The organism is Salinarimonas soli (assembly GCF_008386575.1).
In the GTDB taxonomy this organism is placed as follows: Bacteria; Pseudomonadota; Alphaproteobacteria; order Rhizobiales; family Beijerinckiaceae; genus Salinarimonas_A; species Salinarimonas_A soli.
In genome coordinates this window covers 1-25,995 of sequence record NZ_VUOA01000004.1, presented here as the reverse complement: position 1 = coordinate 25,995, position 25,995 = coordinate 1, and the positions used below count along the sequence as shown (strand labels likewise).

Sequence of the window (25,995 nt, the reverse complement as noted above, 5' to 3'; positions counted from 1 at the left end):
GCCGCGCAGCGGCTCCTCTCCCCGATGCCCGCCGCCCCAGAATGAACCGCTCCGCCTGACCCGACGGAAACACGGCTTTAAGCCCTCCCGGGGCAATCTCGTCTCCGGGCCGCGTTGCGTATCAGGCCCCCCTCCAAAGACCCTGAACCCCGTCGCCGGTGCCCGGCGGCGGGGTTCCTCGTGTCAGAGGAGCCGGATCTCCTGCGCCCGCACCACGATCGCGTCCTGGGAAAAGCGCGTCTCGAGATCGTGCCGGTAGGCGGCCCACCAGGCGGTGTCGAGGGCGTCGGCCATCACCTCCAGCACCACCACGTCGTCCCGCGCGGTCCCCTCCCCTCCTTCCCAGAACCCCTCCGCCGGGGCGCGTGTGAAGGCGGTGAGGCCGCCGAAGCGCTCGGTGAGCTCACGCCGCACGGCGGCGAGCATCGAGGCGGGAAAGGGCCGGCCCCCGTTGTCGGCGAGGGGAAGGAGGATCTGGACGAGGTGCATGGATCAGCGCTCCGGGTTGCGGCTCACCGCGCCGTACCCATGTCTCCCACCTCCACGGGCACCCACGCCTGGCGCCCGCCGCGATCGACGGTGATCTGCACGGTCTGGCCGACGCCGATGCCCTGGAGCGCCGCCGTGAGGTCGCTGAGGCGGCGGACGGGGCGGTCGTTCATGGCCACGATCACGTCGCCGATCTCGCCGGTGCGAGGGTCGACGGGGCGAAGTCCCGCGCGGGCGGCGGGGGAGCCCGGCATGGTTCGCACGATCACCACGCCCTCGATCCCCAGACGCGCTGCGGCCGCCTCGTTGCCCGCGATGATGCCGAGCCCCGGCGTCGGCACCCGGCCGGTGTTGATGAGCTGGGGCACCACCCGGTTCACCACGTCGATCGGGATGGCGAATCCGATGCCGGCGGAGGCGCCCGAGGGCGAGTAGATCGCCGTGTTGACGCCGATGACCCGCCCGGCCGAATCGAGGAGCGGTCCGCCCGAGTTGCCGGGGTTGATGGCGGCGTCGGTCTGGATCACGTCGGCGATCTCCCGGCCTTCGCTGGTGGGCAGGCGGCGCTGGAGGGCGCTGACGATCCCCGTCGTGAGGGTCTGGTCGAGGCCGAAGGGATTGCCGATGGCGAAGACCGACTGCCCCACCTTGAGGTCGCCCGAGCTGCCGATGGCGATGGCCGGCGGCGGTTCCCGCACGCGCCCGAGCCGCAGCACGGCAAGATCGTAGTTGGGCGCGAGCCCGACGATGGTGGCCGGCACCACGTCTCCGGACGACAGGCGGATCGAGACGCTGCTCGCCCCCTGCACGACGTGGTTGTTCGTCACCACGTGGCCGGCGCGGTCCCAGATGAAGCCGGTGCCCGATTGCTGCCCGCCCCCGCCGCCCTCGGGGCCGGCGCCGAACGGATCGTTGGGATCGGGCGCGGCGAGCGCGCGCGGGTCGGGCTGCGCGAAGACGTGGACCACGGAGGGCGAGACCCGCTGGAACAGCTCCACCGCCGCCGTCTCGCTCGGGGCGAGATCGCCCCTCGCCGCCACGACCCGCGGCGCGTCGGCGGTGAGAAGGTAGCGGGCGATGTAGGGCTCCGCCACGAAGGCGGCGAGGAGGAGGAGCGCGGCCAGCAGGGCGAAGCGGGTCAGTCGGTCGGACACACGGGGCCTCCAGGGGACACGATGCCCCTCTCAACGCGCGACACGTGCGTTCGGCTCAGCTGCGCGGGGGCGAGCCGCGTAGGCACCAGGGATTGCGCTGGAGATTGCTCGCCGGCAGCGCCAGCTCCCGGGCGACGAGGGTCTGCCCGATGCTGCGACCCCTTACCGTCACCTCGGCGAGGCGCACGCCACGCGGGGTGACGGCTCCCGTGGGCGTCACCACGATCGGGCCGTTGCGCATGATCCGCACCATGGCCTTGCGGCTCTCGCGGCCGCGCAGGCGCTCGTAATAGCAGGCGCTGGCGGTGACGCGGGGCGCACGGATGCCCGCCACCCGGTAGAGGTCGCGGCCGACCCGGAACGTCGCGCCGCCCACGACGGTCACGTCGCCGGGGTTGAGGGTGAGCCGCGGCTGCGCGGCGCGCGGCGTCGCTCCCGTGGCGGGAGGCGCCGCAGGAGCCTCGGCCGGGGGCATGGCGGGCGCGGCGACGGCCGGCGCCGTCTGCGCGGCCGCCGGATGCGCCGCAAGGATCGGGGCGAGCGCGATCATCGCGGTCAAGATCGCCGGACGGACAACCATGCGCATCTCCTTCTGCTCGGGCCCCACCGCCATATGGGGCGGGAGGGCCCCGCCCGGCAAGGTCAAGCGTGGGCGTTCACCAGATCGTGCGCGACCTCGGCGCCCTTGTCGGCGGGCGGGCGCGGCCCTAGGGTGCCGCCAAACCATCCCCTCACCCACCGCAATCCCATGCTCGACCCGCATCTCACCGAATGGGTGAGCCAGATCCTGCGCTGGATCCACGTGATCACGGCCGTCGCCTGGATCGGCTCGTCCTTCTACTTCATCCACCTCGACCTGAGCCTTCGCAAGCGCGAGGGGCTGGCGGCCGGCGTCGGCGGCGAGGCCTGGCAGGTGCACGGCGGCGGCTTCTACCGCATGCAGAAATACCTGGTGGCCCCGCCGGAGCTGCCCAAGGAGCTCACCTGGTTCAAGTGGGAGAGCTACGCGACCTGGATCTCCGGGTTCTCGCTCATCGTCTGGATCTATTATCTCCAGGCCGACCTCTACACGATCGACCCCGCCGTACGCGGCCTCGCGAGCTGGCAGGCGGCGCTCATCGGCATCGGCGGGCTCGCCCTCTCGTGGGTGGTCTACGACCGGCTGTGCAAGTCGCCGCTGGGGCGCAACGACGTGGCCCTCTTCACGGTGCTCTTCGTCTACATCCTGGCGGCCGCCTGGGTCTTCACGAAGGTGTTCTCCGGCCGCGCCGCCTTCCTGCACACGGGGGCGATGATCGCGACCTGGATGACGGCGAGCGTCGCGATGGTGATCATCCCCAACCAGCGCAAGACCGTGAACGAGCTCCTGGCCGGCCGCGCGCCCGACCCGGCGCTGGGCAAGCAGGCCAAGCAGCGCTCGCTCCACAACAATTATCTCACCCTGCCGGTGATCTTCCTGATGCTGGCGAACCATTATCCCCTGTCCTGGCAATCGCGCTATTCCGTCGCCATCGTGGGGCTGGTGCTCGTGGCGGGCGCGGTGATCCGCCACTTCTTCAACTCGAAGCACGCGAGCGGGAGCACGCCCTGGTGGACCTGGGGCGTGGCGGCGGCCTCCATGGCGCTCGCGGCCTATCTCTCGGTGATCGGAAAGCCCGGCGAGACCGCGACGCCCGCCGCCGCCGCGATGGCGCCGACGCCGAAATTCGAAACGGCCGTGCTCGCGATCCAGTCGCGCTGCTCCATGTGCCACATGAACGAGCCCTCCTGGGCCGGCCTCGCCGCGCCCCCCAAGGGCGTGCGCCTCGACACCCCCGACGAGATCGCCCGCCACGCCGACGCGATCCGCGTCCAGGCCGTGATGACCCACGCCATGCCCCCCAACAATGTCACCGAGATGACCGCCGACGAGCGGCGCGCGGTGGCGGACTGGCTGAAGGAGCGGCGGGGGTGACCGCTCACCTTTCCCGGATGGGAGAGGAGTGCACGACGTGCCAGGGGGTGAGGGATCACGCCGGGAGGGGCGCACGACGTCTCCGCTGCTCCACCGTCATCCCCGGGCTCGACCCGGGGACCCAGGCTCACGCGGCGACTGGATGGCCGGGCCGAGCCCGGCCATGAGAAGCGGAGGCGTCGTTCGAACCTCCCGGGGGTGCCACCCTCACCCCCGGCCCCTCTCCCATCCGGGAGAGGGGAGGCGCTCGCTCCCCCCTCGACTCGCGCCGAAAACTCTGCTTTTCCCCTCCCGTTCCTACGGAGATCCCCATGCCCGACCTGAAGCTCAAGGCCGCCCAGAAGATCGTCGCCACGGCGCTGAAGGAGGCGCGGGACCGGACGTTCAAGCCGCTCGCAGTGGCGGTCTACGACGCCCGCGGGGCGCTCAAGGCGTTCGGGGCCGAGGAGGGCACGAGCCTCAAGCGGGGCGAGATCGCCATGGGCAAGGCGCTCGGCGCGCTCGCCCTCGGCGTCCCGTCGCGGGCGATCGGCAAGATGGCGGCGGAGCGGCCGCACTTCGTCGCGGCGGCGAGCCACGTGGTCGGCGGCATGCTGGTGCCGGTCGCGGGCGGCGTGCTGATCCGCGACGCCAAGGGCGCTCTGGTGGGCGCCGTCGGCGTCTCGGGCGACACCTCGGACAACGACGAGATCGCGGCCGTCGCAGGGATCGAGGCGGCGGGCCTCAGCGCGGAGACGGGGGCGTAGCCGGCGGCGCCGAGTTCGTGGGCTTGGGCGTGTTCGAGCCCGTGGCGTTCGGCTGGTCGGCGTTCTCGACGACGGTGAGCGTGCCCTTGAAGGGGTCGGCCGTGTTGTTGGCGTAGATGCACTGATAGGGGTACTCGCCCGGCTTCGGGGTCCGCAGCATGAGGCGGGCGACACCCTGGGGCTTGAGCACGTAGCCGTTGTTGCTCGCCGCGTGGGCGACGTCGCCCTCGTGGCTGCGCACCATCTGCTCGATGAGGAGCCCCGGCGCCGAGACGGTCACGGGCCGGTCCGTCCGGTTGATCAGCCGCAGGTCGACCTCGTCGGTGGCAGGGAATCGCGCCTGCTGAGGCTCGCAGCGCACGTTGTTGCCGGTCTTCTCGACGACGATCTCGACGGGCGCGGCCACCTGGTCGCCGACCGAGGCGGGCGGCAGGGTGACGCTCTGTGCGTGCGCGGCGAACGGCAGGGTTGCGGCAAGGGCGAGGATCGGCAATCGGATCATGTCGGGTCTCCAGGGCTTTTGGGGAACGTCCTGAGGGGGGCGGGGTTCCTGCGGCGGCTGGGCGCAAACCCCGGGTGCGGCTGCCGAAATGGGGTTGCCAAGTCCCCCGCACCATCGCAGCATCGCCGGGCATCGCAATTCGAAGGAACGACCATGAACGCCTGGTTCAAGCGCGCGGGGGTGGCGGCGATCGCCTCGCTGGCCCTCATGGGGGCGAGCGTCGCGCAGGTGACCTACAACCGCGGCAACGACGCCGATCCCGAGACCCTCGATCCCCAGAAGACCTCGACGGCCTACGAGGACCACATCCTCCGCGACATGTACGAAGGCCTGATGATCTACGACGCGGGCGCCAAGGTGGTGCCGGGCGCGGCCTCCGCCTTCCAGGTGAGCGAGGACGGCAAGGTCTACCGCTTCACCATGCGCGAGGGCGCCAAGTGGTCGAACGGCGACCCCGTCAAGGCGGGTGACTTCGTCTACTCGCTGCGCCGGATCATGAACCCGGCGACGGGCGCCAAATACGCCAACATCCTCTATCCGATCCTCAACGCCGAGCGGATCAACAAGGGCCAGGCCGGCGCCAAGATCGAGGACCTCGGGGCGAAGGCGATCGACGACAAGACGCTCGAGATCACCCTCGAGCGTCCGACCCCGTACTTCCTGGAGCTTCTCACGCACCAGACGGGCTACCCGGTCCATCCGCCGTCCGTCGAGAAGCACGGCACGAACTTCACCCGGCCCGAGAACGCGGTGTCGAACGGCGCCTACGTGCTCAAGGAATGGGTGCCCAATTCCCATCTGCGCATGGAGAAGAACAAGAACTTCCACGACGCCGCGAACGTGCGCATCGACGTCGTGAACTACTACCCGAACAAGGACCTCGGGGCGGCCGCCCGGCGCTTCATGGCGGGCGAGCTCCACTCCACCTCCGACATGCCGGCCGACCAGGTGAAGTTCCTGCGCGAGCGCCTGGGCGACCAGGTGAAGATCTCGCCGCGGCTCGGCACCTGGTACCTCGCCGTCAACACCGCCAAGGCGCCCTTCAACGACGTCCGCGTGCGCCAGGCGCTCTCCATGGCGATCGACCGCGAGTTCATCGCCGACACGATCTGGAACGGCGCCTTCCTGCCGGCCTATTCGTTCGTGCCGCCGGGCGTGGGCAATTACGGCGAGCCGGCCTATGCCGGCTTCAAGGACCAGTCGCCCATCGACCGCGAGGAGAAGGCCAAGGCGCTCCTCAAGGAGGCGGGCTACGGCCCGGGCCTGAAGCCGCTGAAGGTCGAGATCCGCTACAACACCACCGACAACAACCGCAACACGATGGTGGCGGTTGGCGACATGTGGAAGCAGATCGGCGTCGAGACAAGCTTCATCAACACCGACGCCAAGACCCACTTCGCCCTCCTGCGCGACGGCGGGGACTTCGACGTGGCGCGCGCCGGCTGGATCGCCGATTATTCGGACCCGCAGAACTTCCTTTTCCTGCTCCAGTCCGACAACACGGGCTTCAACTACGCCCGCTACAAGAACCCCGAATTCGACGCGCTGATGAAGAAGTCGGACGCAGAGACGGACCTCATGAAGCGGGCGGGGATCATGCTGGAGGCCGAAAAGCTCATCACCCGCGACCAGCCCTACATCCCGATCCTGTACTACGCGAACAACAACCTGGTCTCGAACAAGCTCGAGGGCTGGGTGGTGAACGTCCGCGGCACGCATCCCAGCCGCTTCATGTCGATCAAGCCGTGAGGCGCAAACACCTCTCCCCGCCAGGCGGGGAGAGGGCTTCGCTCGCGAAATGGCGGGCAAAGCAAGCCGCGAAGCGGCGAGGGTGAGGGGGCCTGGAAGGATCGAGCTCCAGCGTTCAGGCCCCCTCACCCCCGGGCTGCCGCCCTCGCCTCGGCCCCCGGCAAGGGGGGCCTCAGCCCTCTCCCCGCGCGGCGGGGAGAGGAGGATCCGAACCGATGCTCCCCTTCATCCTCCGCCGCCTCGTCTCCGCGATCCCCACCCTCTTCCTGATCGTCACGATCGCGTTCTTCCTCATCCGCGTGGCGCCCGGCGGGCCATTCGATCTCGAGCAGCCGCTGGAGGCGAAGGTGATGGAGAACCTGAGGCGGATCTATCAGCTGGACCGGTCGCTTCCCGAGCAGTACCTTCTCTATGTCGGCGCGCTGCTGCGCGGGGATTTCGGGCCCTCCTTCTACTTCCGCGACTTCACCATCGCCGAGCTCTTCGCCTCGGGGCTGCCGGTCTCGATGACCCTGGGCGGCCTCGCGCTCCTCGTCGCCGTGCTGATCGGCGGCACGCTCGGCACCGTCGCGGCCTTTCGCCAGAACAGCGCGGTCGACTATGCGGTGGTGGGGCTGGGCACCTTCGGCCTCACGATCCCGAATTTCGTGGTGGCGCCCGTGCTCCAGATCGTGTTCGGCCTCATGCTCGCCTGGCTCCCCGTGGGCGGATGGAACGGGGGCGCCGTGCGCAGCCTCGTCCTGCCGGTGATCGTCCTCGCCCTGCCCCAGATCGCGGTGGTGGCGCGCATGATCCGCGCCTCCATGATCGAGGCCCTGCGCTCCAACCACATCCGCACGCTCCGATCCCTTGGCCTGCCGACGCATGTCGTCGTGCGCCATGCCCTGCGCGGCGCGGTGTTGCCCGTGGTGTCCTATCTCGGCCCGGCGGCGGCGGCGCTGCTCACCGGCTCGGTGGTGGTGGAGAGCATCTTCGGCCTGCCGGGCGTCGGCCGCTACTTCGTCGAGGGCGCGCTCAACCGCGACTACACGCTGGTCATGGGGACCGTGGTGCTGGTGGCCGTGTTCGTGCTCGTGTTCAACCTTCTCGTGGATGTGCTCTACGCCGTGATCGATCCGCGGGTGCGCTATGAGTGAGCGGCGATGCGCGCTGCCCCCTCCCACGGGGAGAGCGGAGCAGGTCCGGCCATGACCGACGCCGCTGCCCTTCCGGTCACTGCCCCCGTGGTCGGCCGCTCGCTCTGGGCCGACGCGCGCACGCGGCTCCTGCGCAATCGCGCGGCCGTCGTCAGCATGGTCGTGCTGGGCCTCATCGCGCTGGCCTGCCTCGTCGGCCCGGCGCTCACGGGGCACGCCTACGACCGGGTCTATCCCGATTACGTCCGCGCGCCCGCAAGCCTCACCGCCTACCCCTTTCCCGAGCAGGTGATCCCCGCCGCCGAGCGCATCGCGGCGCGGGCGCGCGCCAAGGCGGAGGGCGCCACCGTCGCGAACGGCGCCGTGCGCCTCGCGCTCGTCGCCGCTCGCCCGATCGACGAGCGGCTGCTCGCCTATTTCGACCGCTCCGACCTGTTCGGGCCCGCCAAGGTGCTGGAGCGCCAGGAGGAGGGTCGGCGCCTCGTGGTCGAGGCACCCATCGAGTACCGCACCTTCCTGTTCGGCACCGATTCGAACGGCCGCGACCTCCTCACCCGCACCCTCATCGCGGGCCGGGTGTCGCTCGCCATCGGGCTCCTGGCCACCGTGGTGGCGATCCTCATCGGCGTGGTCTACGGGGCGGTGTCGGGCTATGCGGGCGGGCGCGTCGACCTCCTGATGATGCGCTTCGTCGACATCCTCTACGCCCTGCCCTTCATCTTCTTCGTCATCATGCTCGTGGTGTTCTTCGGGCGGAACTTCGTGCTCATGTTCATCGCGGTGGGGGCCGTGGAATGGCTCGACATGGCGCGCATCGTCCGGGGGCAGACGCTCTCCATCAAGCGCCAGGAATACGTCCAGGCGGCGCAGGCCCTCGGCGCCACCCCGTCCGGCATCCTGCGCCGCCACGTCATCCCCAACACGCTCGGGCCCGTAATCGTCTACATGACGCTGCTGGTGCCGAAGGTGATCCTGCTGGAGAGCTTCCTGTCCTTCCTTGGGCTCGGGGTGCAGGAGCCCCTGACCTCGTGGGGCGTGCTCATTGCCGAGGGCGCCAAGAACATCCAGGGCGCCGCCTACATGCTCGTCTTCCCCTCGCTCTTCCTCATCGCGACCCTGTTCGCCCTCAACTTCATCGGCGACGGCCTGCGGGACGCGCTCGATCCGAAGGATCGATGATGGTCGCGCCGTGCCGCTTGGTTCCTCTCCCCCCTTGCGGGGGAGATGCCCCGTCAGGGGCAGAGGGNNCCCCCCTCTCCATCTCTCCCCCGCAAGGGGGGAGAGGGCCCGCTGGCATCCGCCGCAACGCGACCGGAATCAGCCGCGCGCCGGAAGATCCCGCCCATGACCCCCGTCCTCTCCATCCGCGGCCTCCAGGTCCGCTTCCGCACCGGGGACGGGATCCTCCACGCCGTGAGGGGCGTCGACATCGATGTCGCCAAGGGCGAGACCGTGGCGGTGGTGGGCGAGTCCGGCTCCGGCAAGAGCCAGACCATGATGGCCGCCATGGGCCTCCTCGCCGCGAACGGCACCGTCGAGGGCTCCGTGCGCTACCGGGGCGAGGAGCTGATCGGCCTGCAGCCGCGGGCGCTGAACCGCTATCGCGGCTCCAAGCTCACCATGATCTTCCAGGAGCCGATGACCTCGCTCGATCCGCTCTACCGGATCGGCGACCAGCTGAGCCTCCCCCTCGTGGCCCATGGCGGGCTCTCGAAGCGCCAGGCCTTGGCGCGCGCCGTGGAGCTCCTGGAGCTCGTGCGCGTCCCCGATCCCGCGCGGCGCGTGAACGCCTATCCGCACGAATTGTCGGGCGGCCAGCGCCAGCGCGTCATGATCGCCATGGCGCTCGCCAACGATCCCGACGTGCTCATCGCCGACGAGCCCACCACGGCGCTCGACGTCACGGTCCAGGCCCGCATCCTCGACCTGCTGCGCGACCTCCAGGGGCGGCTTGGCATGTCGATCGTGTTCATCACCCACGATCTCGGCGTGGTGCGCCGCTTCGCCGACCGCACCTACGTGATGCGCCACGGCGAGGTGGTGGAGCAGGGAGCGACCGCCGCCCTCTTCGCCGCGCCGGCCCACCCCTATACCCGCATGCTCATCGACGCCGAGCCGCGCGGGCGCAAGGCGCCCGTGGCGCCGAGCGCGCCCGTGGTGCTCGACGCCCGCGACGTGCGAGTCACGTTCCACACGGGCTCGGGCCTGTTCGGGCGCACCCGCCACGAGATCCGCGCCGTGGACGGCGTCGATCTGCGGGTCCGGGCAGGCGAGACGGTCGGCGTCGTGGGCGAATCGGGCTCGGGCAAGTCGACGCTCGGGCGCGCGGTGCTCCGCCTCCAGGAGGCGAGCGGGCTGGTGCGCTTCGAGGACCGCAACCTCATGCCCCTGGAGCGGGGCGAGCTGCGCCCCCTGCGCCGGCGCATGCAGATGGTGTTCCAGGACCCGTTCGGCTCGCTCTCGCCGCGCATGACGGCGGGAGAGATCGTCACCGAAGGGCTCCTCGTCCACGAGCCCGCGCTCTCGCGGCGCGAGCGCGACCGGCGCGCCGCCCAGGCCTTCGAGGAGGTGCGGCTCGACCCTAGCGGCCGCAACCGCTACCCGCACGAGTTCTCCGGCGGCCAGCGCCAGCGCATCGCCATCGCCCGGGCCATGATCCTCGCCCCGAAGCTCGTGGTGCTCGACGAGCCCACCTCCGCCCTCGACCGCTCGGTGCAGAAGGAGATCGTCGAGCTCCTGCGCGACCTCCAGACCCGACACGGCCTGGCCTACGTCTTCATCAGCCACGACCTCGCCGTGGTCCGCGCGCTCGCCGACGAGATCGTGGTGATGAAGTCGGGCCGGGTGGTGGAGCGGGGCGACGTGGAACGCATCTTCGAGGCGCCTCGGGAGGCCTACACGCGGGAGCTGATCGCAGCGGCGTTCCTGGCTGCACCCGTGGAGACCTGACGCCCCGCCTCTCCCCGCCGCGCGGGGAGAGGGCTCCACCCCCTTGCCGGGCGCGGAGCAAGCCCGAAGGGCGAGTGTGAGGGGGTCTCTCCGCGTAGAGCTCCACCGTCCCGGTCCCCTCACCCTCGCGCTGCCGCGCTCGCTTCGCCTGTCAGTCCGCAGGCGAAGCCCTCTCCCCGCATGCGGGGAGAGGTAGAACGCCGCCCTACGCCATCACCGCCCGCAGCCCCACCACCGCGGCTACGCCTAAGGCGATCGTGGCGAGCAGCGGCAGGCGGGTGGCGGCGAGGGCGGTGATAGCGGCGGCGAGGGTTTCGGGCCAGCCGGTGGCGAGCGCGGTGGGGGCGATGACGGCGGTGAGCACGGCCGGGGGGATCGCTTCGAACGCCGCCTTGGCGCGCCCGGCGAGCGCGAGACGGCCCGCGAGGGCCAGGCCCGCCGTGCGGGTCGCGTAGGTGATGAGGGCCATGGCGAGGATGGCCGCGAGGGTCGCGCCGTCGAGGCTCATGGCGCGTCCTCCCGGGGCGCCGCCAGATAGGCCGCCGCGATGCCGGCAATGGCGCCCGCCGCCACATGCCAGGGGGCGCCGATGAAGCGGTGGACGAGGGCCGCCGTGATCCCGCTCGCCGCGATGACGAGGAGCGTGCCGCGCCCGGTCACGAAGGTGGCGATGAGGCCGATGAACAGGGCCGTGAAGGCGAAGTCCGCCCCGAACCGCTCAGGCGGCCCCATGGCGGCGCCGATCACCGCCCCGAGCGCGCTCCAAAAAACCCAGTTGAGCCAGAACACCAGGCCCATGCCGCCCCAATAGGCGAAGGAGACCGGCGCCCGGAGAGCCCGGCGCTCCGCCAAGGCCCAGTTCTCGTCCGCCATGACGGCGAAGCCCAGGAGGCGTGCGCCGCGCCCGAACGCCACCTTCCGCGCCAGCGAGGCGCTCATCAGGACGTGGCGCAGGTTGATGAGCAGCGTCGAGAAGGCGAGCGCGGCCACGGGCACCGGGGTGGACCAGATCTCGATCGCCGCGAACTGCGCGCCGCCGGCGAAGACGAGGGCGGACATCAACGTCACCTCGGCGGCCGAGAGGCCTTTGCCCGCGGCGACGGCGCCGAACAGGAGGCCGATGGGGATGGCGGCGATGCCGGGCGCCGCGACGTCACGGATGCCGTCGCGGATGTCGGACCAGAGATGGGGATGGCGTGTCATGGGCCGGTCATGCCGTAGGACACGCCATGGCGTCTTGGACGGGAGTGCTCCTCGACGGCCTGACAGAGGGAGGGCCCACGCTCCACCCTCGTCCTGAGGCGCCCGCGAAGCGGGCCTCGAAGGGCGCTCCAGGGATCGCCGGCCGGCCGTGGCAAGCGTCCTGCGTGCTTCGAGACGCCCGCTTCGCGAGCTCCTCAGCATGAGGGGGTGAGGAGCAGGCCTTTTCGGGTCAGCCACTCAGGCGCCCACGAAGTGGGCTTCGAAGGGCGTTCCAGAAATCTCCGTCCGGCTCACGCATGTGGTGCGTGCTTCGAGGGCCTGCTCCGCAGGCCACCTCAGCATGAGGGGATGGGGAGACGTCGGCCCAGGCCAGCGTCTCAGCGCCCCCCGGCCCGGCGGTAGGCGCCCGGCGTCACGCCCATGCGGGCCTTGAACACCCGGTTGAGGTGGCTCTGATCGCAGAACCCACAGGCCGCCGCCACCGCGCCCGGCGCCTCGCCGCGCTCCAGCAGGCGGCTCGCCGCGCGAAAGCGGCGGTCGATCTGGTAGGCGTGCGGCGTGAGCCCCGTCTCGCGGCGGAAGGCCCGGATCAGGTGGGCGCGCGACAGCCCGGCCGTGCGGGCGAGATCGATAAGCTCCACCTCCTCGGCGAAGCGCGCGTCGAGGAGCTCGCGCGCCCGCCGCACCGCCCGGCTCTCGCGGCGCACGGGCGGCGGCGTGGCGAGATCCGCGTAGCGAGCGACGAGCCGGCCGAGCACGGCGATGAGCCGGGCGTCCTGCTCCAGAACCGAGGCGGGGGTCCGCTCGGGGGCGAGGACCGCGTGCAACCCCGTGATCGCCGTCGCCAGCTCCGGATCGTCGATCACCGAGCGCTCGAACCAGGGCGGGTGAGGCACGGCGCGCCCGGTGATGTCCTCCGCGATCTCGCGCATCAAGGCCACGGAGGGATAGAACGTCCGGTACTCGAAGGCCTCGCCGAAGGGCTCGCCGTCATGCAGCTCGTCGGGGCACACCACCGCCACCGACCCCGTGGGGGCATAGCGCCGCTCGCCCCGGTGCCTGAACGTCTCGCACCCGTCGAGGATCGCCGCCACCGCGTAGGTCTCGTGGGTGTGGGGCGCGTAGGCGTGCGTGCGGAAGGTGGCGCGCAGGAACTCCAGCCCGTCGAGCCGGCTCACCCGCCAATAGACGGCGACGTCGCCGGGGCGATCGGGATCGAGCGCGACATCAGGGGACGCAACGGTCATGGCCGGGAGGATGGCACGAGGGATGGACGCCGTCTTGGACGAAAGTGCGCGGTGGCTCCCCTCTCCCGGGGGGGAGAGGGATGCACGAAGTGCCAGGGGGTGAGGGGTTGGACAGTAGACCAGCGGTCTCCCACTACGCTGATTCCACCCTCTAACCTCGTCCTGAGGTGCCCACCGCAGGTGGGCCTCGAAGGGCGCTCCAGGGATCTCCAGGCAGCTATGGCAAGCGTCCTGCGTGCTTCGAGGCCGGGCTCCGCAGGGCACCTCAGCATGAGGAGAGACCGCTGGATCAGCGTGGTACCCCCTCACCCCCGGCCCCTCTCCCCATGGGAGAGGGGAGCGGCGCCCCTACGCTCCGCCCGCCATGGCGATCCAGCCGTCCTCGTCCAGGATCTCGATCCCCAGCTCCCTCGCCTTGTCGAGCTTCGAGCCGGCGCCCGGCCCCGCCACCACGAGGTCGGTCTTCTTCGACACCGAGCCGGCCACCTTGGCGCCGAGCCGCTCGGCCTGCGCCTTGGCCTCGTCGCGAGTCATCTTCTCAAGGGACCCCGTGAACACCACCGTCTTGCCGGCCACGGGCGAGTTCGCCGCCGCCGCGGTCTCGATGGGCTGCGGGCGGACCTCGGCGAGGAGCTTGTCGAGCATGTCGCGGTTGTGGGCCTCCTTGAAGAACTCCACGAGGGCGTCCGCCACCACCTCGCCGATGCCGCCGATATTGGTGAGGTCGGCATAGGCCTCCGACTCCGGGTCGGCCGCCGCCTCCAGCACCTCGCGTAGATGCTCCACGGTGCCGTAATGGCGCGCGAGCAGCTTGGCGTTCGTCTCGCCGATATGCGGGATGCCGAGCCCGAAGATGAAGCGGTTGAGCGGGAGCGTCCGTCGGGCCTCGATGGCGGAAAAGAGGTTCCGGGCGCTCTGCGCGCCCCAGCCCTCCCGGTTCTCCAGCCGCTTGAGGCCCCGCGCGTTGCGGGCCTCCAGGGTGAAGATGTCGGCGGGGCTCATGACGAGCCCCTCCTCGTAGAACTCGTCGATGCGGCTCTCGCCCAGGCCTTCGATGTCGAAGGCGTTGCGGGACACGAAGTGCTTCAGGCGCTCGCGCGCCTGCGCGGGGCAGATTAGCCCGCCCGTGCAGCGGCGCACCGCGTCCTCGCGCTTGGTGCGCGGGTTGACCTCGCGCACCGCATGGCTGCCGCAGGCCGGGCAGAGGGTGGGGAACTCGTAGGGCTTCGAGTCGGCCGGGCGGCGCTCCAGGATCACGTCCATGACCTTGGGGATCACGTCGCCCGCGCGCTGGATCGTCACGGTGTCGCCGACGCGGATGTCGACACCGCCGCGGATGGGCTCTCCGTTGCCGCCGATGCCGCGGATGTAATCCTCGTTGTGCAGCGTCGCGTTCGAGACCACGACGCCGCCCACCGTCACGGGCTTGAGCCGCGCCAGCGGGTTCAGCGACCCCGTGCGGCCCACATTGATCTCGATAGCCTCCACGGTGGTCACCGCCGTCTGCGCCGGGAACTTGTGGGCGAGCGCCCAGCGGGGGAAGCGGGAGACGAAGCCGAGGCGACCTTGAAGCCCCAGATCGTCCACCTTGTAGACGACGCCGTCGATGTCGTAGCCGAGATTGGCCCTGTCGGTCTCGATGGCGTGGTAATGGGCGAGCAGCTCCTCGACGCTCTCGCAGCGGCGGGTGAGCGGGTTGGTGACGAAGCCCCAATGCCCCATGCAGGCGATCATGCCGGACTGGGTTTTCGAGGGCATCGCGCTCATCTCGCCCCAGGCATAGGCGAAGAAGCGGAGCGGCCGCGAGGCGGTGATGGCGGGGTCGAGCTGGCGCAGGGACCCTGCCGCCGCGTTGCGCGGGTTGGCGAAGAGGGGCTTTCCGGCCGCGGCCTGGCGCTCGTTGATCCCTGCGAAATCCGCGTGCGAGAGATAGACCTCGCCACGGATCTCGCACACCTCCGGAGCCCCCTCGCCTTTCAAGGTCTGCGGGATGTCGGCGACAGTTCGGGCGTTCGCCGTGACGTTCTCGCCCTCGATCCCGTCGCCCCGCGTCGCGGCGCTGACGAGCCGCCCGCCCTCGTAGCGCAGGCTCAAGGAAAGCCCGTCGATCTTCGGCTCGGCCGTGAAGGCGAGCGGCTGCTCGCCCCATTGCAGGAAGCGGCGGATGCGCTCCACGAACTCGGTCACGTCCTCGTCCGCGAAGCCGTTGGAGAGCGAGAGCATGGGCACGCGGTGGCGCACCTTGGCGAACTTCTCCGAGGGCGTGTGGCCCACCTTCGCGCCCACCGCGCTCGCCCGCTTCAGCTCGGGGAAGCGCGCCTCGATCGCGTCGAAGCGCCGGCGCAGCGCGTCGTACTCCGCATCCGAGATGATCGGGGCATCCTCCCCGTGATAGCGCCGGTCGTGCTCCGCGATCTCACGGCCCAGGCGGGCATGCTCGGCGCGGGCGTCCTCGGGGGAGAGGTGGTCGGTGGAGGGCGCGTCGGACATGGGACCCTGCGGGGTGAAAACGGGGGTGCAGGAATCCCGGACTCGTGGGAAATGGCAAGGGGGCGCGACACCGCTCCCCCTCGGAGAAGGGCGCTACCGAACCGCGGATTCCAGCAGCCGCCCCGCGGCAGCCCTCGCCTCGTCGGTGATCGTGGCGCCGGCGAGCATGCGGGCGATCTCCTCGCGGCGGGGTTCCTCGGCGAGCGGGAGGACGCGGGTGGCGACGCGGTCGGAGCCGGGGACGGGCTCCTTGGCGATGAGGAAGTGGCTCTCGGCGCGGGCCGCGACCTGGGGCGCGTGGGTCACCGCCATGACCTGAACCTTGGCGGCAAGACGCGACAGGCGCTGGCCGATGGCGTCCGCCACCGCGCCGCCGACGCCCGTGTCGATCTCGTCGAAGACGAGGGTCGGCGCCGAGCCCTTGTCGGCGAGCACCACCTTGAGGGCGAGCATGAAGCGGGAGAGCTCGCCGCCCGAGGCGACCTTCAGCATCGGGCCGCCCTTGGTGCCCGGATTGGTCTGAACCCAGAACTCCACCCGGTCGAAGCCCGTGGGCTCCCGGGCGGTCTCGTCCGTGTCGATGTGGGTCGTGAAGCGGGCGCGCTCCAGCTTCAGGGGGGGCAGCTCGGCGGAGACCGCCTTGTCGAGGGCGGCGGCGGTGCGGCGGCGTCCCTCGGAGAGCCGCCGGGCGGCCTTGAGGTAGACCGCGTCCGCCTCGCCCACGGCCGCCTCCAGGCGCCCGAGCTGCTCCTCGCCGGCATCGATCGCGGCAACGTCGGCCTCGAAGCGCTCGCGCAGGGCCGCGAGATCGTCCGCCGCAACGTCGTATTTACGGGCGGCGGCGCGTAGCGCGAAGAGGCGCTCCTCGGTCCGCTCCAGCTCGCGCGGATCGTACTCGGCAGCCCGCAGCGCGTCCTCCAGGGCCGCGCGGGCCTCGTCTAGGGCGATGAGGGCGGCGTCGAGCGCCTTGACGGAGGGGTCGACGAGGGCCGGTGTCTGGGCCGAGCGGCGCTCCAGCTTGCGCACGGCCGCCGAGAGCGTCGGCACCACGGAGGACTGGCCCGCGACGGCGTCGTAGGCGTCGTTGAGGTCCTTGGCGACCTTCTCCGAGCCCATCATCAGCTGGCGGCGCTCGGCGAGCGCGGCCTCCTCGCCGGGCTCCGGTTTCAGCTCGGCGAGCTCCTCCACCGCGTGGCGCAGGAAGTCGGCCTCCTTCCGCGCCGCAGCGATGCGGCTGCGGTGGCGCTCCAGCTCGGTGCGCGCGGTGCGCACGGCCTTGGCGGCCTCGGCCACGGCGCGGGCGTCCGCCTGCAGGTCGCCGAAGGCGTCGAGGATGAGGCGGTGGGTACCGGGATCGACGAGGGCGCGGTCGTCGTGCTGGCCGTGGATCTCGACGAGGGTCTGGCCGATGGAGCGCAGCACCTGGACGCTCACCGCCTGGTCGTTGACGAAGGCGCGGGTGCGCCCGTCCGCCACCTGGACGCGGCGCAGGATGAGGTCGCCCTCGTTGTCGATGTCGGCATCGGCCGCGATCCGGCGGGCCGGATGGTCGAGGGGCACGTCGAAGACAGCGGTGATCTGCCCCTGCGACTCGCCATGGCGGACGAGCCCGCCGTCCCCGCGGCCGCCGAGCGCCAGGGAGAACGCGTCGAGCAGGATGGACTTGCCGGCGCCCGTCTCGCCCGTGAGGACGCTCAGGCCCTCACGGAAGTCGAGCTCGAGCCGGTCGATGAGGACGATGTCGCGGATGGCGAGCTGGAGCAGCATCCGGCCAGACGGTCAGCCGCCCGCCGTGCGCACGCCGGTCAGGCCGCGGAAGGCGCGGCTGATCCAGGACCCCTGATCCTCGCGCGGTGAGAGGCCACCGGTCTGGAGGAGGGCGTAGGAGTCCTTGTACCAGGGGCTGTCGGGGAAGTTGTGACCCAGCACGGCGGCAGCGGTCTGCGCCTCGCCGGCGATGCCCATGGCCATGTAGGCCTCGGTCAGGCGCGCGAGCGCCTCCTCGACGTGCCGGGTGGTCTGGTACTTGGCGACCACGTCGCGGAAGCGGTTGATCGCGCCGGTGTAGTTGCGGCGCTGGAGGTAGTAGCGGCCGACCTCCATCTCCTTGCCGGCGATCTGGTCGCGGGCGACCTGGATGCGCTGGCGGGCGTCCGCCACGTACTCGGACTTCGGATAGCGGTCGACGAGCTCCTGGAGCGCCGCGAGGGCCTTCTCGGAGCGGTCCTGGTCGCGGGTCACGTCCGGGATCTGGTTGAAGTGCGACATCGCCAGCAGATACTGGGCATAAGCCGCGTCAGTGCTCGCCGGATGGAGCTGGAGGTAACGCCGCGAGGCGTTGATCGAGTCCTCGTAGCGCAAGCCCTGGTAATGGGCGAACGCCGTCATGATCATCGCGCGGCGCGACCACTCGGAATAGGGATGCTGCTTCTCGACCTCGCCGAACTTCTTCGCCGCGCCGTCCGTGTCGCCCCGCTGCATCCGGGCGAGCCCGTCATTGTAGAGCTGCTCGGCCGGAACCTCCGCGACGATCTCCATCTTGTAGGTTTCGGACTTGTCGAACGGATTGATCGACGAGAGGGTGTCGCAGCCCGCAAGGGCGAGGCCACAGGCGAGGAGGAGCACGGCCCGCGCCGTTCCTCCATCGAGCGTCGCTTTCGCGATAGACATGCCCCACCGACCTCCGAGAAGTGTGCGCCGTTCCGGCGTTGAATCAGGGGTCTTTACCCCATCGGGATGGCGCGCGCCAAGTCCGGCAGTGCACGAACCCCATAATCGGTCACGCGCGACCTGCGGCGGATGATCGCCGCAGCCTGCCAACGCCCTTGGCGTGAGCCCGAAGACCCTTAGTGAACGTCGGCGGCGTAGGCCGGCATGGCGATGCCGGCCGGGAGATCGGCATGCGAGCCCTCGCGGCGCCCGGTCATCTCGACGATCTCGTAGTTCGCCCGGTCCGAGAACAGGGCCTCGAGCACCGCGAAATTCAGGCGGTGGCCGCCGCAATAGGAGCGATAGGTCGCGAGCAGCGGCAGGCCGGCGAGGGCCAGGTCGCCGATGGCGTCGAGGGTCTTGTGCCGGACGAACTCGTCGGCGTAGCGCAGGCCTTCCGGGTTGATCACCGCGTCCTCGCCCACCGCGACGGTGTTCTCGAGGGAGGCGCCGAGCGCGAAGCCCGCCTTCCAGAGGCGCTCCACGTCCCGCATGAAGCCGAAGGTGCGGGCGCGCGAGATCTCGCGGCGGTAGCTGGCCGGGGCCAGCTCGTAGACCTTGCGCTGGCGGCCGATGATGGAGCAGGGGAAGTCGATCTCGACGTCGAGGCGGAAGGCGCGGTCGTTGGGGCGCAGCTCCGAGAAGGCCTTGCCCTGCTCCACGCGCACGGTGCGCTTGACGCGGATGTAGCGGCGCGGGGCGCCCACCGAGGTGATGCCGACCGCCTCGATCGCGGCCACGAAGGGAGCGGCGGAGCCGTCCAGGATCGGCACCTCGGTGCCGTCGATCTCGACGAGGACGTTGTCGACGCCCAGACCGTAGAGGGCGGACATCAGGTGCTCGATGGTGGCGACCGCGCCCGAATCGCGATCACCGATCACGGTGCACAGCTCGGTGGCGGTGACGGCGGTGTGCGAGGCGTCGATCATCCGGTCGCGCCCCTGGGCCAGGCCGGTGCGCAGGAAGACCACGCCGTGATCGGCTTCCGCCGGGTGCAGAACGAGCCGAACCTCGTCGCCGGAGTGCACACCGATGCCGGTGAGCGTAACCGGAGCGCGAAGGGTCGTCTGAAATTGCTGTTTCATTCTATCACCTCGGCCGAAACCCGGTCCCGGCAGCTGGCGCTGCCGCCGACATCCCCGATCCGTCCGTTTGCAGCCCCTGGGGTCTCGGCGCCGAACAGCGCCTGCCCTCTTTTGCATTCCGGGAACATAGTCGTGGCCAAGCCTCTGGCCAAATCACGCTTTCTTTCGCTCTGTTACAATACGAAACAAAAGGCTGACATCCCGTAAACCACTCTGCGAGCACCGCTTTTAACGCAAAAATCCCCGGGCGCGGAAGGCGCCCGGGGACCCTGATCGACGGGTTTGGTTAACGTCAGTTGGACTGGCGGCGCAGGAAGGCCGGGATCTCCAGCTGGTCGTCCTCGGTCGCCCGCTGGGGCACCACGCGGCCCTGGGGATCGAGGTTGCCCTGGGCGGGAGCGTAGCCCTGCGGCGCCACCGGGCGCTTGGCGTACTGGGCGTGCGCCGCCGAGGGAGCGCCGGCCACGGGCGCGCGGGGCGCCTCGGCGCGGGGAGCGGCCTCCGGCATCGGGTGATGCCCGCCTTCCTCCTTGCGGCCGAAGCCGACGGTGGCGAGGCGCTGGAGGAGCGACATGCGCTTGGCGTCCCCCGCCGGCATCTCGGCCTCGGGACGGGTGGCGCGCATCTGCGCCTGGCCCGGGAGCGGGAGCTCGTCCACGCGGGGCATGCGGGCCGGGCGCATCACGCCGGCGCGCTCGGGCTGCGGCGGGATGTAGGGCTGGGCGGGGCTGTGGGCCTCGACCGGGGCATGCTCCGCAGGCGCGGGCGCCTCGTAGGCCACGGCCTGACGGGCCTGGGCCGGGGTGAAGGTCACCTCGTCGCGGTGGATCGCCTGCGGCGCGGGCTCGGCATAGACCGGCGCCTCGACCACGGGGGCCTGCGCGACCACGGGAGCGTGGGCGACGTGGACCGGGGCGGCATGCACGGGCGCCACGGGAGCCGGGGCCTCGACGGCGGGCCGGATCACCGATTCGGAGCGCAGGTTCGGCACGGTCTGGGGCGAGGTGCCCCGCGAGCGCGCCTCGGCCCGCAGGCGCTCAGCCACCTCGGCGATCCGCTGCTCGGTCGCCGACACGTCCGTGACCACCTGCTGGATGAGGCCCTGGTCGATGCCCGTGGCCACCACCGACACGCGGATGATGCCCTCCAGGCCCTCGTCGAAGGTCGCGCCGAGGATGATGTTCGCCTCGTGATCGACCTCCTCGCGGATGCGGGTCGCCGCCTCGTCCACCTCGTAGAGGGTGAGGTCGGGGCCGCCCGTGATGGAGATGAGCAGGCCGCGCGCGCCCTTCATCGACACGTCGTCGATGAGCGGGTTGGCGATGGCCGCCTCCGCCGCGCGCATGGCGCGGTTCTCGCCGGACGCCTCGCCCGTGCCCATCATCGCCTTGCCCATGCCGCGCATGATGGCGCGCACGTCGGCGAAGTCGAGGTTGATCAGGCCTTCCTTGACCATGAGGTCGGTGATGCAGGCCACGCCCGAATAGAGCACCTGGTCGGCCATGGCGAAGGCCGAGGCGAAGGTGGTCTTCTCGTTCGCCACCCGGAACAGGTTCTGGTTGGGGATGACGATGAGGGTGTCGACGCTCTGCTGGAGCTCGATGATGCCGGCCTCGGCGACGCGCATGCGGCGTGCGCCCTCGAACTGGAACGGCTTCGTGACGACGCCGACCGTGAGGATGCCCATCTCGCGGGCCGCGCGGGCCACCACGGGGGCGGCGCCGGTGCCGGTGCCGCCGCCCATGCCGGCGGTGATGAACACCATGTGGGCGCCCGAGAGCTGGTCGCGGATCTCGTCGATGACCTCCTCGGCCGCCGCGCGCCCGACCTCGGGCTGCGAGCCCGCGCCCAGGCCCTCGGTCACCGCGATGCCCATCTGCACGATGCGCTCGGCATGCGAGGAGGCGAGCGCCTGCGCGTCGGTGTTGGCCACGACGAACTCGACGCCCTGGAGGCCCGATTCCATCATGTTGTTCACCGCGTTGCCGCCGGCGCCGCCGACGCCGAACACCGTGATGTGCGGCTTGAGTTCCCGGATGTCCGGGGCTTGCAGACTGATTGGCATGACCCTGTTGCCCTCTTTGGCTTCTTGCGTCAGGCGCCCCGCGGCACCCAAAAAAGCGAACTCACGTGGACGCGGCGGTGGAGCCCGGCGGGGTGCCCCCGCCCTGCGCCGCCCCGTCCGGCGGCTTACTCAGAAACTCTCCCGGAACCACCGGCCCACCCGCGAGAGGTAGCCGTCGGTGCCGGTACTGGCGAAGATTCCGCCGGCGCGCGGTTCGAAATGCTCGACATGCGCGACCTGCGGATAAACGAGGAGCCCCACGGCGGCCGAGAAGGCAGGGCCTTTCGCGGCATCGGGAAGTCCCTTGATTCCAAGCGGCCGGCCCACGCGGACCTGGCCCTCGAGAATGCGGCGGGCGGTTTCGGGCAGCCCGACGAGCTGGCTGCCGCCGCCGGTGAGGATCACCCTGCGGCCCGCCTGCGCCGCGAAGCCCGCGCCCCGGAGCCGATCGCGCACGAGCTCGAGGATCTCCTCGACGCGCGGGCGGATGATGCGCACCAGATGCGACTTCGGCAGATGGTTCTGGACGTCGCGCTCGTCCTCGTCGACCTGGGGCACGGCGAGCATGTCGCGCTCGTCGGACGCGCTCGCCATGCACGACCCGTGCAGGGTCTTCAGGCGCTCGGCCGTGGCGACCCGGGTGGTGAGGCCCCGGGCGATGTCCATGGTGACGTGGTGACCGCCCACCGCCAGCGCGTCCACATGGACGAGATGGCCGCCGGCGAACACGCCGACGCTCGTGGTGCCGCCGCCGAGATCGACCACGGCGCAGCCCATCTCGGCCTCGTCGTCGGCGAGCGCGGAGAGGCCCGAGGCGTAGGGCGTCGAGATCACGGCCTCGATGCCGAGGTGGCAGCGCTCGACCGCGAGCATGAGGTTGCGCGCGGCCGCGGCTTCGCCCGTCACCACGTGCAGGTCGACGCCGAGCGACTCGCCCACCATGCCGGCGGGATCGGTGATGCCCGTCTGGGCGTCGAGGCGGTAGCCGGTGGGCAGGGCGTGCAGGACCGTGCGGTTGGGGGGCACGCCGTGGCGGCTCGCCGCCTCCAGCACCCGGTGCAGGTCGGAGGGGCCCACGGGCCCGCCCCTCACGCCGACATTCGCCTCGAAATGCGTCGAGCCGAGGCGGCCGCCCGTGAGGTTCACGATGACGGAGCGGATCTCCACCTTCGCCATGCGCTCGGCGGCGTGCACCGCCTGCCGGATGGCGTTCTCGGCCGCCTCCAGGTCGACGACGGCGCCGCCCTTGAGGCCCATGGAGCGCTGATGGCCGATGCCGATCACCCGCGCCAGATGGGTGCGCCCGGGCAGAAGGTCGCTCGCCTCGATGGGCAGGAGCTCCGCCACGAGGCAGACGATCTTGCTCGTGCCCACGTCGAGCACGGACAAGGTCGCGCTCTTTCGCGCCGGCAACGGCCGCATGCGCGGCGTCAGGCCTTGCTGGATGCTCATGTCTCGACCCCCTTCCCCCGGGTCGGCTTCTTCTTGACGGCCTCGGCGCGCGCCGCCGCCGCGTCCTCGGTCAGGCGCACCACCACGCGGTCGGGCATGCGCAGATCGATGGCGATGATGTCGCGATCGAGGATCTTCTGCTCGCGCTCCAGGCGGACGAGCCGGGCGAGCGCGGCATCGGCGCCCTGCTCGGGCAGGCGGACGTCGACGCCGTCAACCTTGAGCGTCCAGCGCCGGCCGGCCACGAGGGTACCGGCGCGGATGTGGCTCTTGAGGGGGCCGGCCGCCTCCACGAGGGCGAGGTACTCGGCCGTGCGGGCATTGGCGCCCTCCCCCACCACGAGGGGCAGACCGGCGAAGCGGTCGTCGCGCAGCCGGTCGATGACCGTGCCGTCGGCCGCCACCACGACGATCTCGCCGTTGCGCTGCCAGAGGGCGTGCGCCTGGCGCTCCTCGAGGGTGACGATGAGCTCGCCGGGATAGAGCTTGCGGACCGCAGCGCTCTTCACGAGCGGGATGCCCTCCAGCCGGGCCCGGACGTCGCCCGCGTCGAGGAAGGGCAGCGAGGTGCGCGGCCCGATCCCGCCCGTGGTCAGGACGTCGCCCGCGTCGAGCTGGGCGATGCCGCTCACCGTGACGTGGTCGATCCCGAAGCCCAGCGCCCGGGCGATGGCGTGATGGGGAGCGCCCTGGCGAGCCTGGATCTCGTCGAGATGGCCGCCCGCCTGCAGGCCGAAGCCGACGACCGTGGCGAAGAAGGCCACCGCGAGGACCGAGCCCGCGTGGCGGGGAATGCGCTGGCCGCGGGGGGCCGCCACGGACGGGCCGCGCCGGCGCCAGCGGGAGCCCCGCGCCGCGCCGCCGGAGGCAGGCGCGCGACCGCCCTCCCCGCCGGGGAACCCGGGGGTCAGCGATCGAGGGAAGCGTCCTCCACCATCCATTGGACAAGCTCACCGAAGGAGTAGCCCGCGTAAGCGGCGATCTCCGGCACAAGGCTCGTCTCGGTCATCCCGGGCTGCGTGTTGACCTCGAGGACCACGACCTCCCCGGTTCCGCCGGGGGTGTCGTCGTATCTCAGGTCCGCACGGCTGACGCCCCGACATCCGAGTGCTTGATGCGCCGTTAACGCCAACTCTTGGACACGTTGGTAAACATTCGGTGAAAGTTCGGCGGGAAGGACGTGGATCGAGCCCCCCTTCGCGTACTTGGCGTCGAAGTCGTAGAACAGCCCCGTGGCAGGGCGGATGTCGATCACGTCGAGCGCCCGCCCGCCCATCACGGCGCAGGTGATCTCCCGGCCGGGAATGTATTTCTCCACAAGCACTTGCTCCCCATAGGGCCAGTCCTCGCGGGTGAGCTCCTGGGGCGGATGGGCGCGGTCCTCGCGCACGATGATCACGCCCACCGACGAGCCCTCGGCGACGGGCTTGATCACGTAGGGCGGCGGCATCACGTGGCTCTTGGCGGCCACGAACCTGTTAACCACCAAGCCTTCCGGGACCGTCACGCCGGCAGCCTTCATGACCACCTTGGCCCGGTCCTTCTGCATGGCGAGCGCCGAGGCGAGGACGCCCGAATGCGTATACGGGATGCGCAGGATCTCCAGGACGCCCTGGATCGTCCCATCCTCGCCGAATCGCCCGTGCAGCGCGTTGAACGCGACGTCCGGCCGCATCGCGTCGAGCACGCCCGCGATGTCGGGCTGCACGTCGATGGGCGTGACCTGGTAGCCCACGCTCTCCAGGGCCTTGCAGCACGCCCGGCCGGTGCTGAGGCTCACTTCCCGCTCGGAGGACCAGCCTCCCATGAGGAGGGCGACGTGCTTGGGCATGGGTGGGGTCTCCAATCAGATCATCAAGGTGGCGGGTCGTCGACGAGGTCGATCGGTTCGGACGAGGCGGGAACCGGCAGGCCGTCCTCCCGCAATCCGTCGAGGTGGAAGCGGATGGCGTCGCGGATCTCGTTCCGCACCAGGGCAGCATTCGGACCGGTCGCGACGCAGCCGGGCAGCTCGGGCACATAAGCCGAAACGTTCGCCCCGGCCCTCTCGATCACGACGCGGTAACGCATCGAATCACCCCTCCGCCGCGAGCCCAACCCGCTTGATCTCCCATTCCAGCTCCACGCCGGAGGTCTCCCGCACCCGGCGGCGCACGTCCTCGCCCAGGCCCTCGATGTCGGCGGCCGAGGCCTTGCCGTGGTTGATGAGGAAGTTGCAGTGGAGCTCCGACACCTGGGCGTCGCCCCGGCGAAGTCCCCGGCAGCCGGCAGCGTCGATGAGCTCCCAGGCCTTGCGGCCGGGCGGGTTCTTGAAGGTGGAGCCGCCGGTGCGGGTGTTGACGGGCTGGCTCGATGAGCGCGCCTCGGTGATGGCGTTCATCTCGGCGAGGATCTCGGCCGGGTCGCCCGGGCGGCCCTCGAAGAGCGCTCCCGTGAAGATCACGTCGTCGGGCACGGCGCAGTGGCGATAGGTGAAGCCCATCTCGGCGTTGGTGTAGGCCACGACGTCGCCCGCCCGCGTGACGCCGCGCGCCTCCACGAGCACGTCCTTCACCTCGCCGCCATAGGCGCCGCCGTTCATGCGCAGGGCGCCGCCGATGGTGCCCGGGATGCCACGCAGGAACGACAGCCCGGCAATGCCGGCCTCCGCCGCCGTGCGCGCCACCTTCACGTCCGCCGCGCCCGCTCCCGCCCGCACCCGGCGATTCGGCTCCACCGCGATCTCGGCGAAGGGCTTGCCCAGGCGAATCAGCACGCCAGGCAACCCGCCGTCGCGCACCAGCAGGTTCGAGCCGAGGCCCACCACCATGAGCGGCAGCTCGGCCGGGAGGGCGGCGAGGAAGCGCGCCAGATCCGCCTCGTCGGCGGGCGCGAACAGGAGCTGCGCCGGGCCGCCGGTGCGAAACCACGACAGGGGCGCCGTGGCCGCGTTGGCCTCCAGCGTGCCCCGCAGCTCGGGGATGCGGGCGCGCAGGTCAGCGGTGAGGTCGGGGAAGGTCATGGGCGGCCTTTCTCCTCTCCCCGCCGTGCGGGGAGAGGGCCGAAAGCCCCCTTGCCGGGGCTTG

At 71.0% G+C, this 25,995-nt stretch carries 23 protein-coding genes; 6 read left to right on the top strand and 17 right to left on the bottom strand.

Annotated features, from left to right (window positions below):
* Window positions 1-183 precede the first annotated feature (183 nt).
* The 3 genes from F0L46_RS01260 to F0L46_RS01250 are packed head-to-tail and all read right to left on the bottom strand — an operon-like array spanning window position 184 to window position 2,223.
* Complete coding sequence (locus F0L46_RS01260) at window positions 184-489, bottom strand: hypothetical protein (RefSeq protein ID WP_149815219.1); 306 nt, start codon at window positions 487-489, stop codon at window positions 184-186.
* Between the two features lie 23 nt (window positions 490-512).
* Window positions 513-1,643 carry a S1C family serine protease gene (locus F0L46_RS01255; RefSeq protein WP_149815218.1) on the bottom strand — a complete coding sequence of 377 codons (1,131 nt, stop codon included), beginning with the start codon at window positions 1,641-1,643 and terminating at the stop codon, window positions 513-515.
* 55 nt (window positions 1,644-1,698) lie between these two features.
* The gene (locus tag F0L46_RS01250) at window positions 1,699-2,223 is read right to left on the bottom strand and encodes a hypothetical protein (RefSeq protein ID WP_149815217.1); all 525 of its coding nucleotides are present in this window, start codon (window positions 2,221-2,223) and stop codon (window positions 1,699-1,701) included.
* A gap of 168 nt (window positions 2,224-2,391) precedes the next feature.
* Here F0L46_RS01250 and F0L46_RS01245 point away from each other — a divergent pair, with 168 nt between their 5' ends.
* Together F0L46_RS01245 and F0L46_RS01240 are read left to right on the top strand one after the other, a co-directional pair.
* Window positions 2,392-3,597: a urate hydroxylase PuuD gene (locus tag F0L46_RS01245; RefSeq protein ID WP_149815216.1), complete on the top strand. Its 1,206-nt coding sequence runs from the start codon at window positions 2,392-2,394 to the stop codon at window positions 3,595-3,597.
* A 311-nt stretch (window positions 3,598-3,908) separates the two neighbouring features.
* Window positions 3,909-4,343, top strand: a complete 435-nt coding sequence (locus F0L46_RS01240; RefSeq protein ID WP_149815215.1) for a GlcG/HbpS family heme-binding protein — start codon at window positions 3,909-3,911, stop codon at window positions 4,341-4,343.
* On the opposite strand, the gene F0L46_RS01235 is transcribed toward F0L46_RS01240, so the two are convergent.
* Window positions 4,321-4,845: a cupredoxin domain-containing protein gene (locus F0L46_RS01235; protein WP_149815214.1), complete on the bottom strand. Its 525-nt coding sequence runs from the start codon at window positions 4,843-4,845 to the stop codon at window positions 4,321-4,323. The genes F0L46_RS01240 and F0L46_RS01235 overlap by 23 nt on opposite strands.
* 153 nt (window positions 4,846-4,998) lie before the next feature.
* Here F0L46_RS01235 and F0L46_RS01230 point away from each other — a divergent pair, with 153 nt between their 5' ends.
* The 4 genes from F0L46_RS01230 (at window position 4,999) to F0L46_RS01215 (ending at window position 10,679) form a co-directional block, all read left to right on the top strand.
* The gene (locus F0L46_RS01230; protein WP_149815213.1) at window positions 4,999-6,594 is read left to right on the top strand and encodes a peptide ABC transporter substrate-binding protein; all 1,596 of its coding nucleotides are present in this window, start codon (window positions 4,999-5,001) and stop codon (window positions 6,592-6,594) included.
* Window positions 6,595-6,809: 215 nt separating this feature from the next.
* The gene (locus tag F0L46_RS01225) at window positions 6,810-7,730 is read left to right on the top strand and encodes an ABC transporter permease subunit (protein ID WP_149815212.1); all 921 of its coding nucleotides are present in this window, start codon (window positions 6,810-6,812) and stop codon (window positions 7,728-7,730) included.
* A 51-nt stretch (window positions 7,731-7,781) separates the two neighbouring features.
* On the top strand, window positions 7,782-8,909 hold the full coding sequence (locus tag F0L46_RS01220; protein WP_149815211.1) for an ABC transporter permease subunit: 1,128 nt from the start codon (window positions 7,782-7,784) through the stop codon (window positions 8,907-8,909).
* 165 nt (window positions 8,910-9,074) lie between these two features.
* Window positions 9,075-10,679: an ABC transporter ATP-binding protein gene (locus F0L46_RS01215; protein WP_149815210.1), complete on the top strand. Its 1,605-nt coding sequence runs from the start codon at window positions 9,075-9,077 to the stop codon at window positions 10,677-10,679.
* A gap of 205 nt (window positions 10,680-10,884) precedes the next feature.
* On the opposite strand, the gene F0L46_RS01210 is transcribed toward F0L46_RS01215, so the two are convergent.
* From F0L46_RS01210 to murB, 13 genes are all read right to left on the bottom strand, one after another.
* Window positions 10,885-11,187 carry an AzlD family protein gene (locus F0L46_RS01210; RefSeq protein ID WP_149815209.1) on the bottom strand — a complete coding sequence of 101 codons (303 nt, stop codon included), beginning with the start codon at window positions 11,185-11,187 and terminating at the stop codon, window positions 10,885-10,887.
* On the bottom strand, window positions 11,184-11,882 hold the full coding sequence (locus F0L46_RS01205) for an AzlC family ABC transporter permease (protein ID WP_149815208.1): 699 nt from the start codon (window positions 11,880-11,882) through the stop codon (window positions 11,184-11,186). The genes F0L46_RS01210 and F0L46_RS01205 overlap by 4 nt, the downstream gene beginning before the upstream one ends.
* A 377-nt stretch (window positions 11,883-12,259) precedes the next feature.
* Window positions 12,260-13,129 carry an AraC family transcriptional regulator gene (locus F0L46_RS01200; RefSeq protein WP_149815207.1) on the bottom strand — a complete coding sequence of 290 codons (870 nt, stop codon included), beginning with the start codon at window positions 13,127-13,129 and terminating at the stop codon, window positions 12,260-12,262.
* 348 nt (window positions 13,130-13,477) lie between these two features.
* Window positions 13,478-15,619, bottom strand: coding sequence for an NAD-dependent DNA ligase LigA (gene ligA / locus F0L46_RS01195; protein ID WP_149815206.1), 2,142 nt, complete (start codon window positions 15,617-15,619; stop codon window positions 13,478-13,480).
* A gap of 93 nt (window positions 15,620-15,712) precedes the next feature.
* Window positions 15,713-17,386, bottom strand: coding sequence for a DNA repair protein RecN (recN, locus tag F0L46_RS01190; RefSeq protein ID WP_149815205.1), 1,674 nt, complete (start codon window positions 17,384-17,386; stop codon window positions 15,713-15,715).
* A gap of 12 nt (window positions 17,387-17,398) precedes the next feature.
* On the bottom strand, window positions 17,399-18,289 hold the full coding sequence (locus F0L46_RS01185) for an outer membrane protein assembly factor BamD (RefSeq protein WP_149815204.1): 891 nt from the start codon (window positions 18,287-18,289) through the stop codon (window positions 17,399-17,401).
* 176 nt (window positions 18,290-18,465) lie between these two features.
* Window positions 18,466-19,413: a UDP-3-O-acyl-N-acetylglucosamine deacetylase gene (gene lpxC / locus F0L46_RS01180; RefSeq protein WP_149815203.1), complete on the bottom strand. Its 948-nt coding sequence runs from the start codon at window positions 19,411-19,413 to the stop codon at window positions 18,466-18,468.
* A 292-nt stretch (window positions 19,414-19,705) separates the two neighbouring features.
* The gene (gene ftsZ / locus F0L46_RS01175; protein ID WP_149815202.1) at window positions 19,706-21,478 is read right to left on the bottom strand and encodes a cell division protein FtsZ; all 1,773 of its coding nucleotides are present in this window, start codon (window positions 21,476-21,478) and stop codon (window positions 19,706-19,708) included.
* Between the two features lie 129 nt (window positions 21,479-21,607).
* The gene (ftsA, locus tag F0L46_RS01170) at window positions 21,608-22,930 is read right to left on the bottom strand and encodes a cell division protein FtsA (protein WP_149815201.1); all 1,323 of its coding nucleotides are present in this window, start codon (window positions 22,928-22,930) and stop codon (window positions 21,608-21,610) included.
* Window positions 22,927-23,871, bottom strand: a complete 945-nt coding sequence (locus tag F0L46_RS01165) for a cell division protein FtsQ/DivIB (protein ID WP_149815200.1) — start codon at window positions 23,869-23,871, stop codon at window positions 22,927-22,929. The genes ftsA and F0L46_RS01165 overlap by 4 nt, the downstream gene beginning before the upstream one ends.
* Window positions 23,838-24,761: a D-alanine--D-alanine ligase gene (locus tag F0L46_RS01160; protein WP_149815199.1), complete on the bottom strand. Its 924-nt coding sequence runs from the start codon at window positions 24,759-24,761 to the stop codon at window positions 23,838-23,840. The genes F0L46_RS01165 and F0L46_RS01160 overlap by 34 nt, the downstream gene beginning before the upstream one ends.
* A gap of 23 nt (window positions 24,762-24,784) precedes the next feature.
* Window positions 24,785-25,000 carry a type II toxin-antitoxin system HicB family antitoxin gene (locus F0L46_RS01155; protein ID WP_149815198.1) on the bottom strand — a complete coding sequence of 72 codons (216 nt, stop codon included), beginning with the start codon at window positions 24,998-25,000 and terminating at the stop codon, window positions 24,785-24,787.
* A gap of 4 nt (window positions 25,001-25,004) precedes the next feature.
* Window positions 25,005-25,931 (bottom strand): UDP-N-acetylmuramate dehydrogenase, encoded by a 927-nt coding sequence (murB, locus tag F0L46_RS01150; protein ID WP_149815197.1) that lies wholly within the window; start codon window positions 25,929-25,931, stop codon window positions 25,005-25,007.
* Window positions 25,932-25,995: the final 64 nt, after the last annotated feature.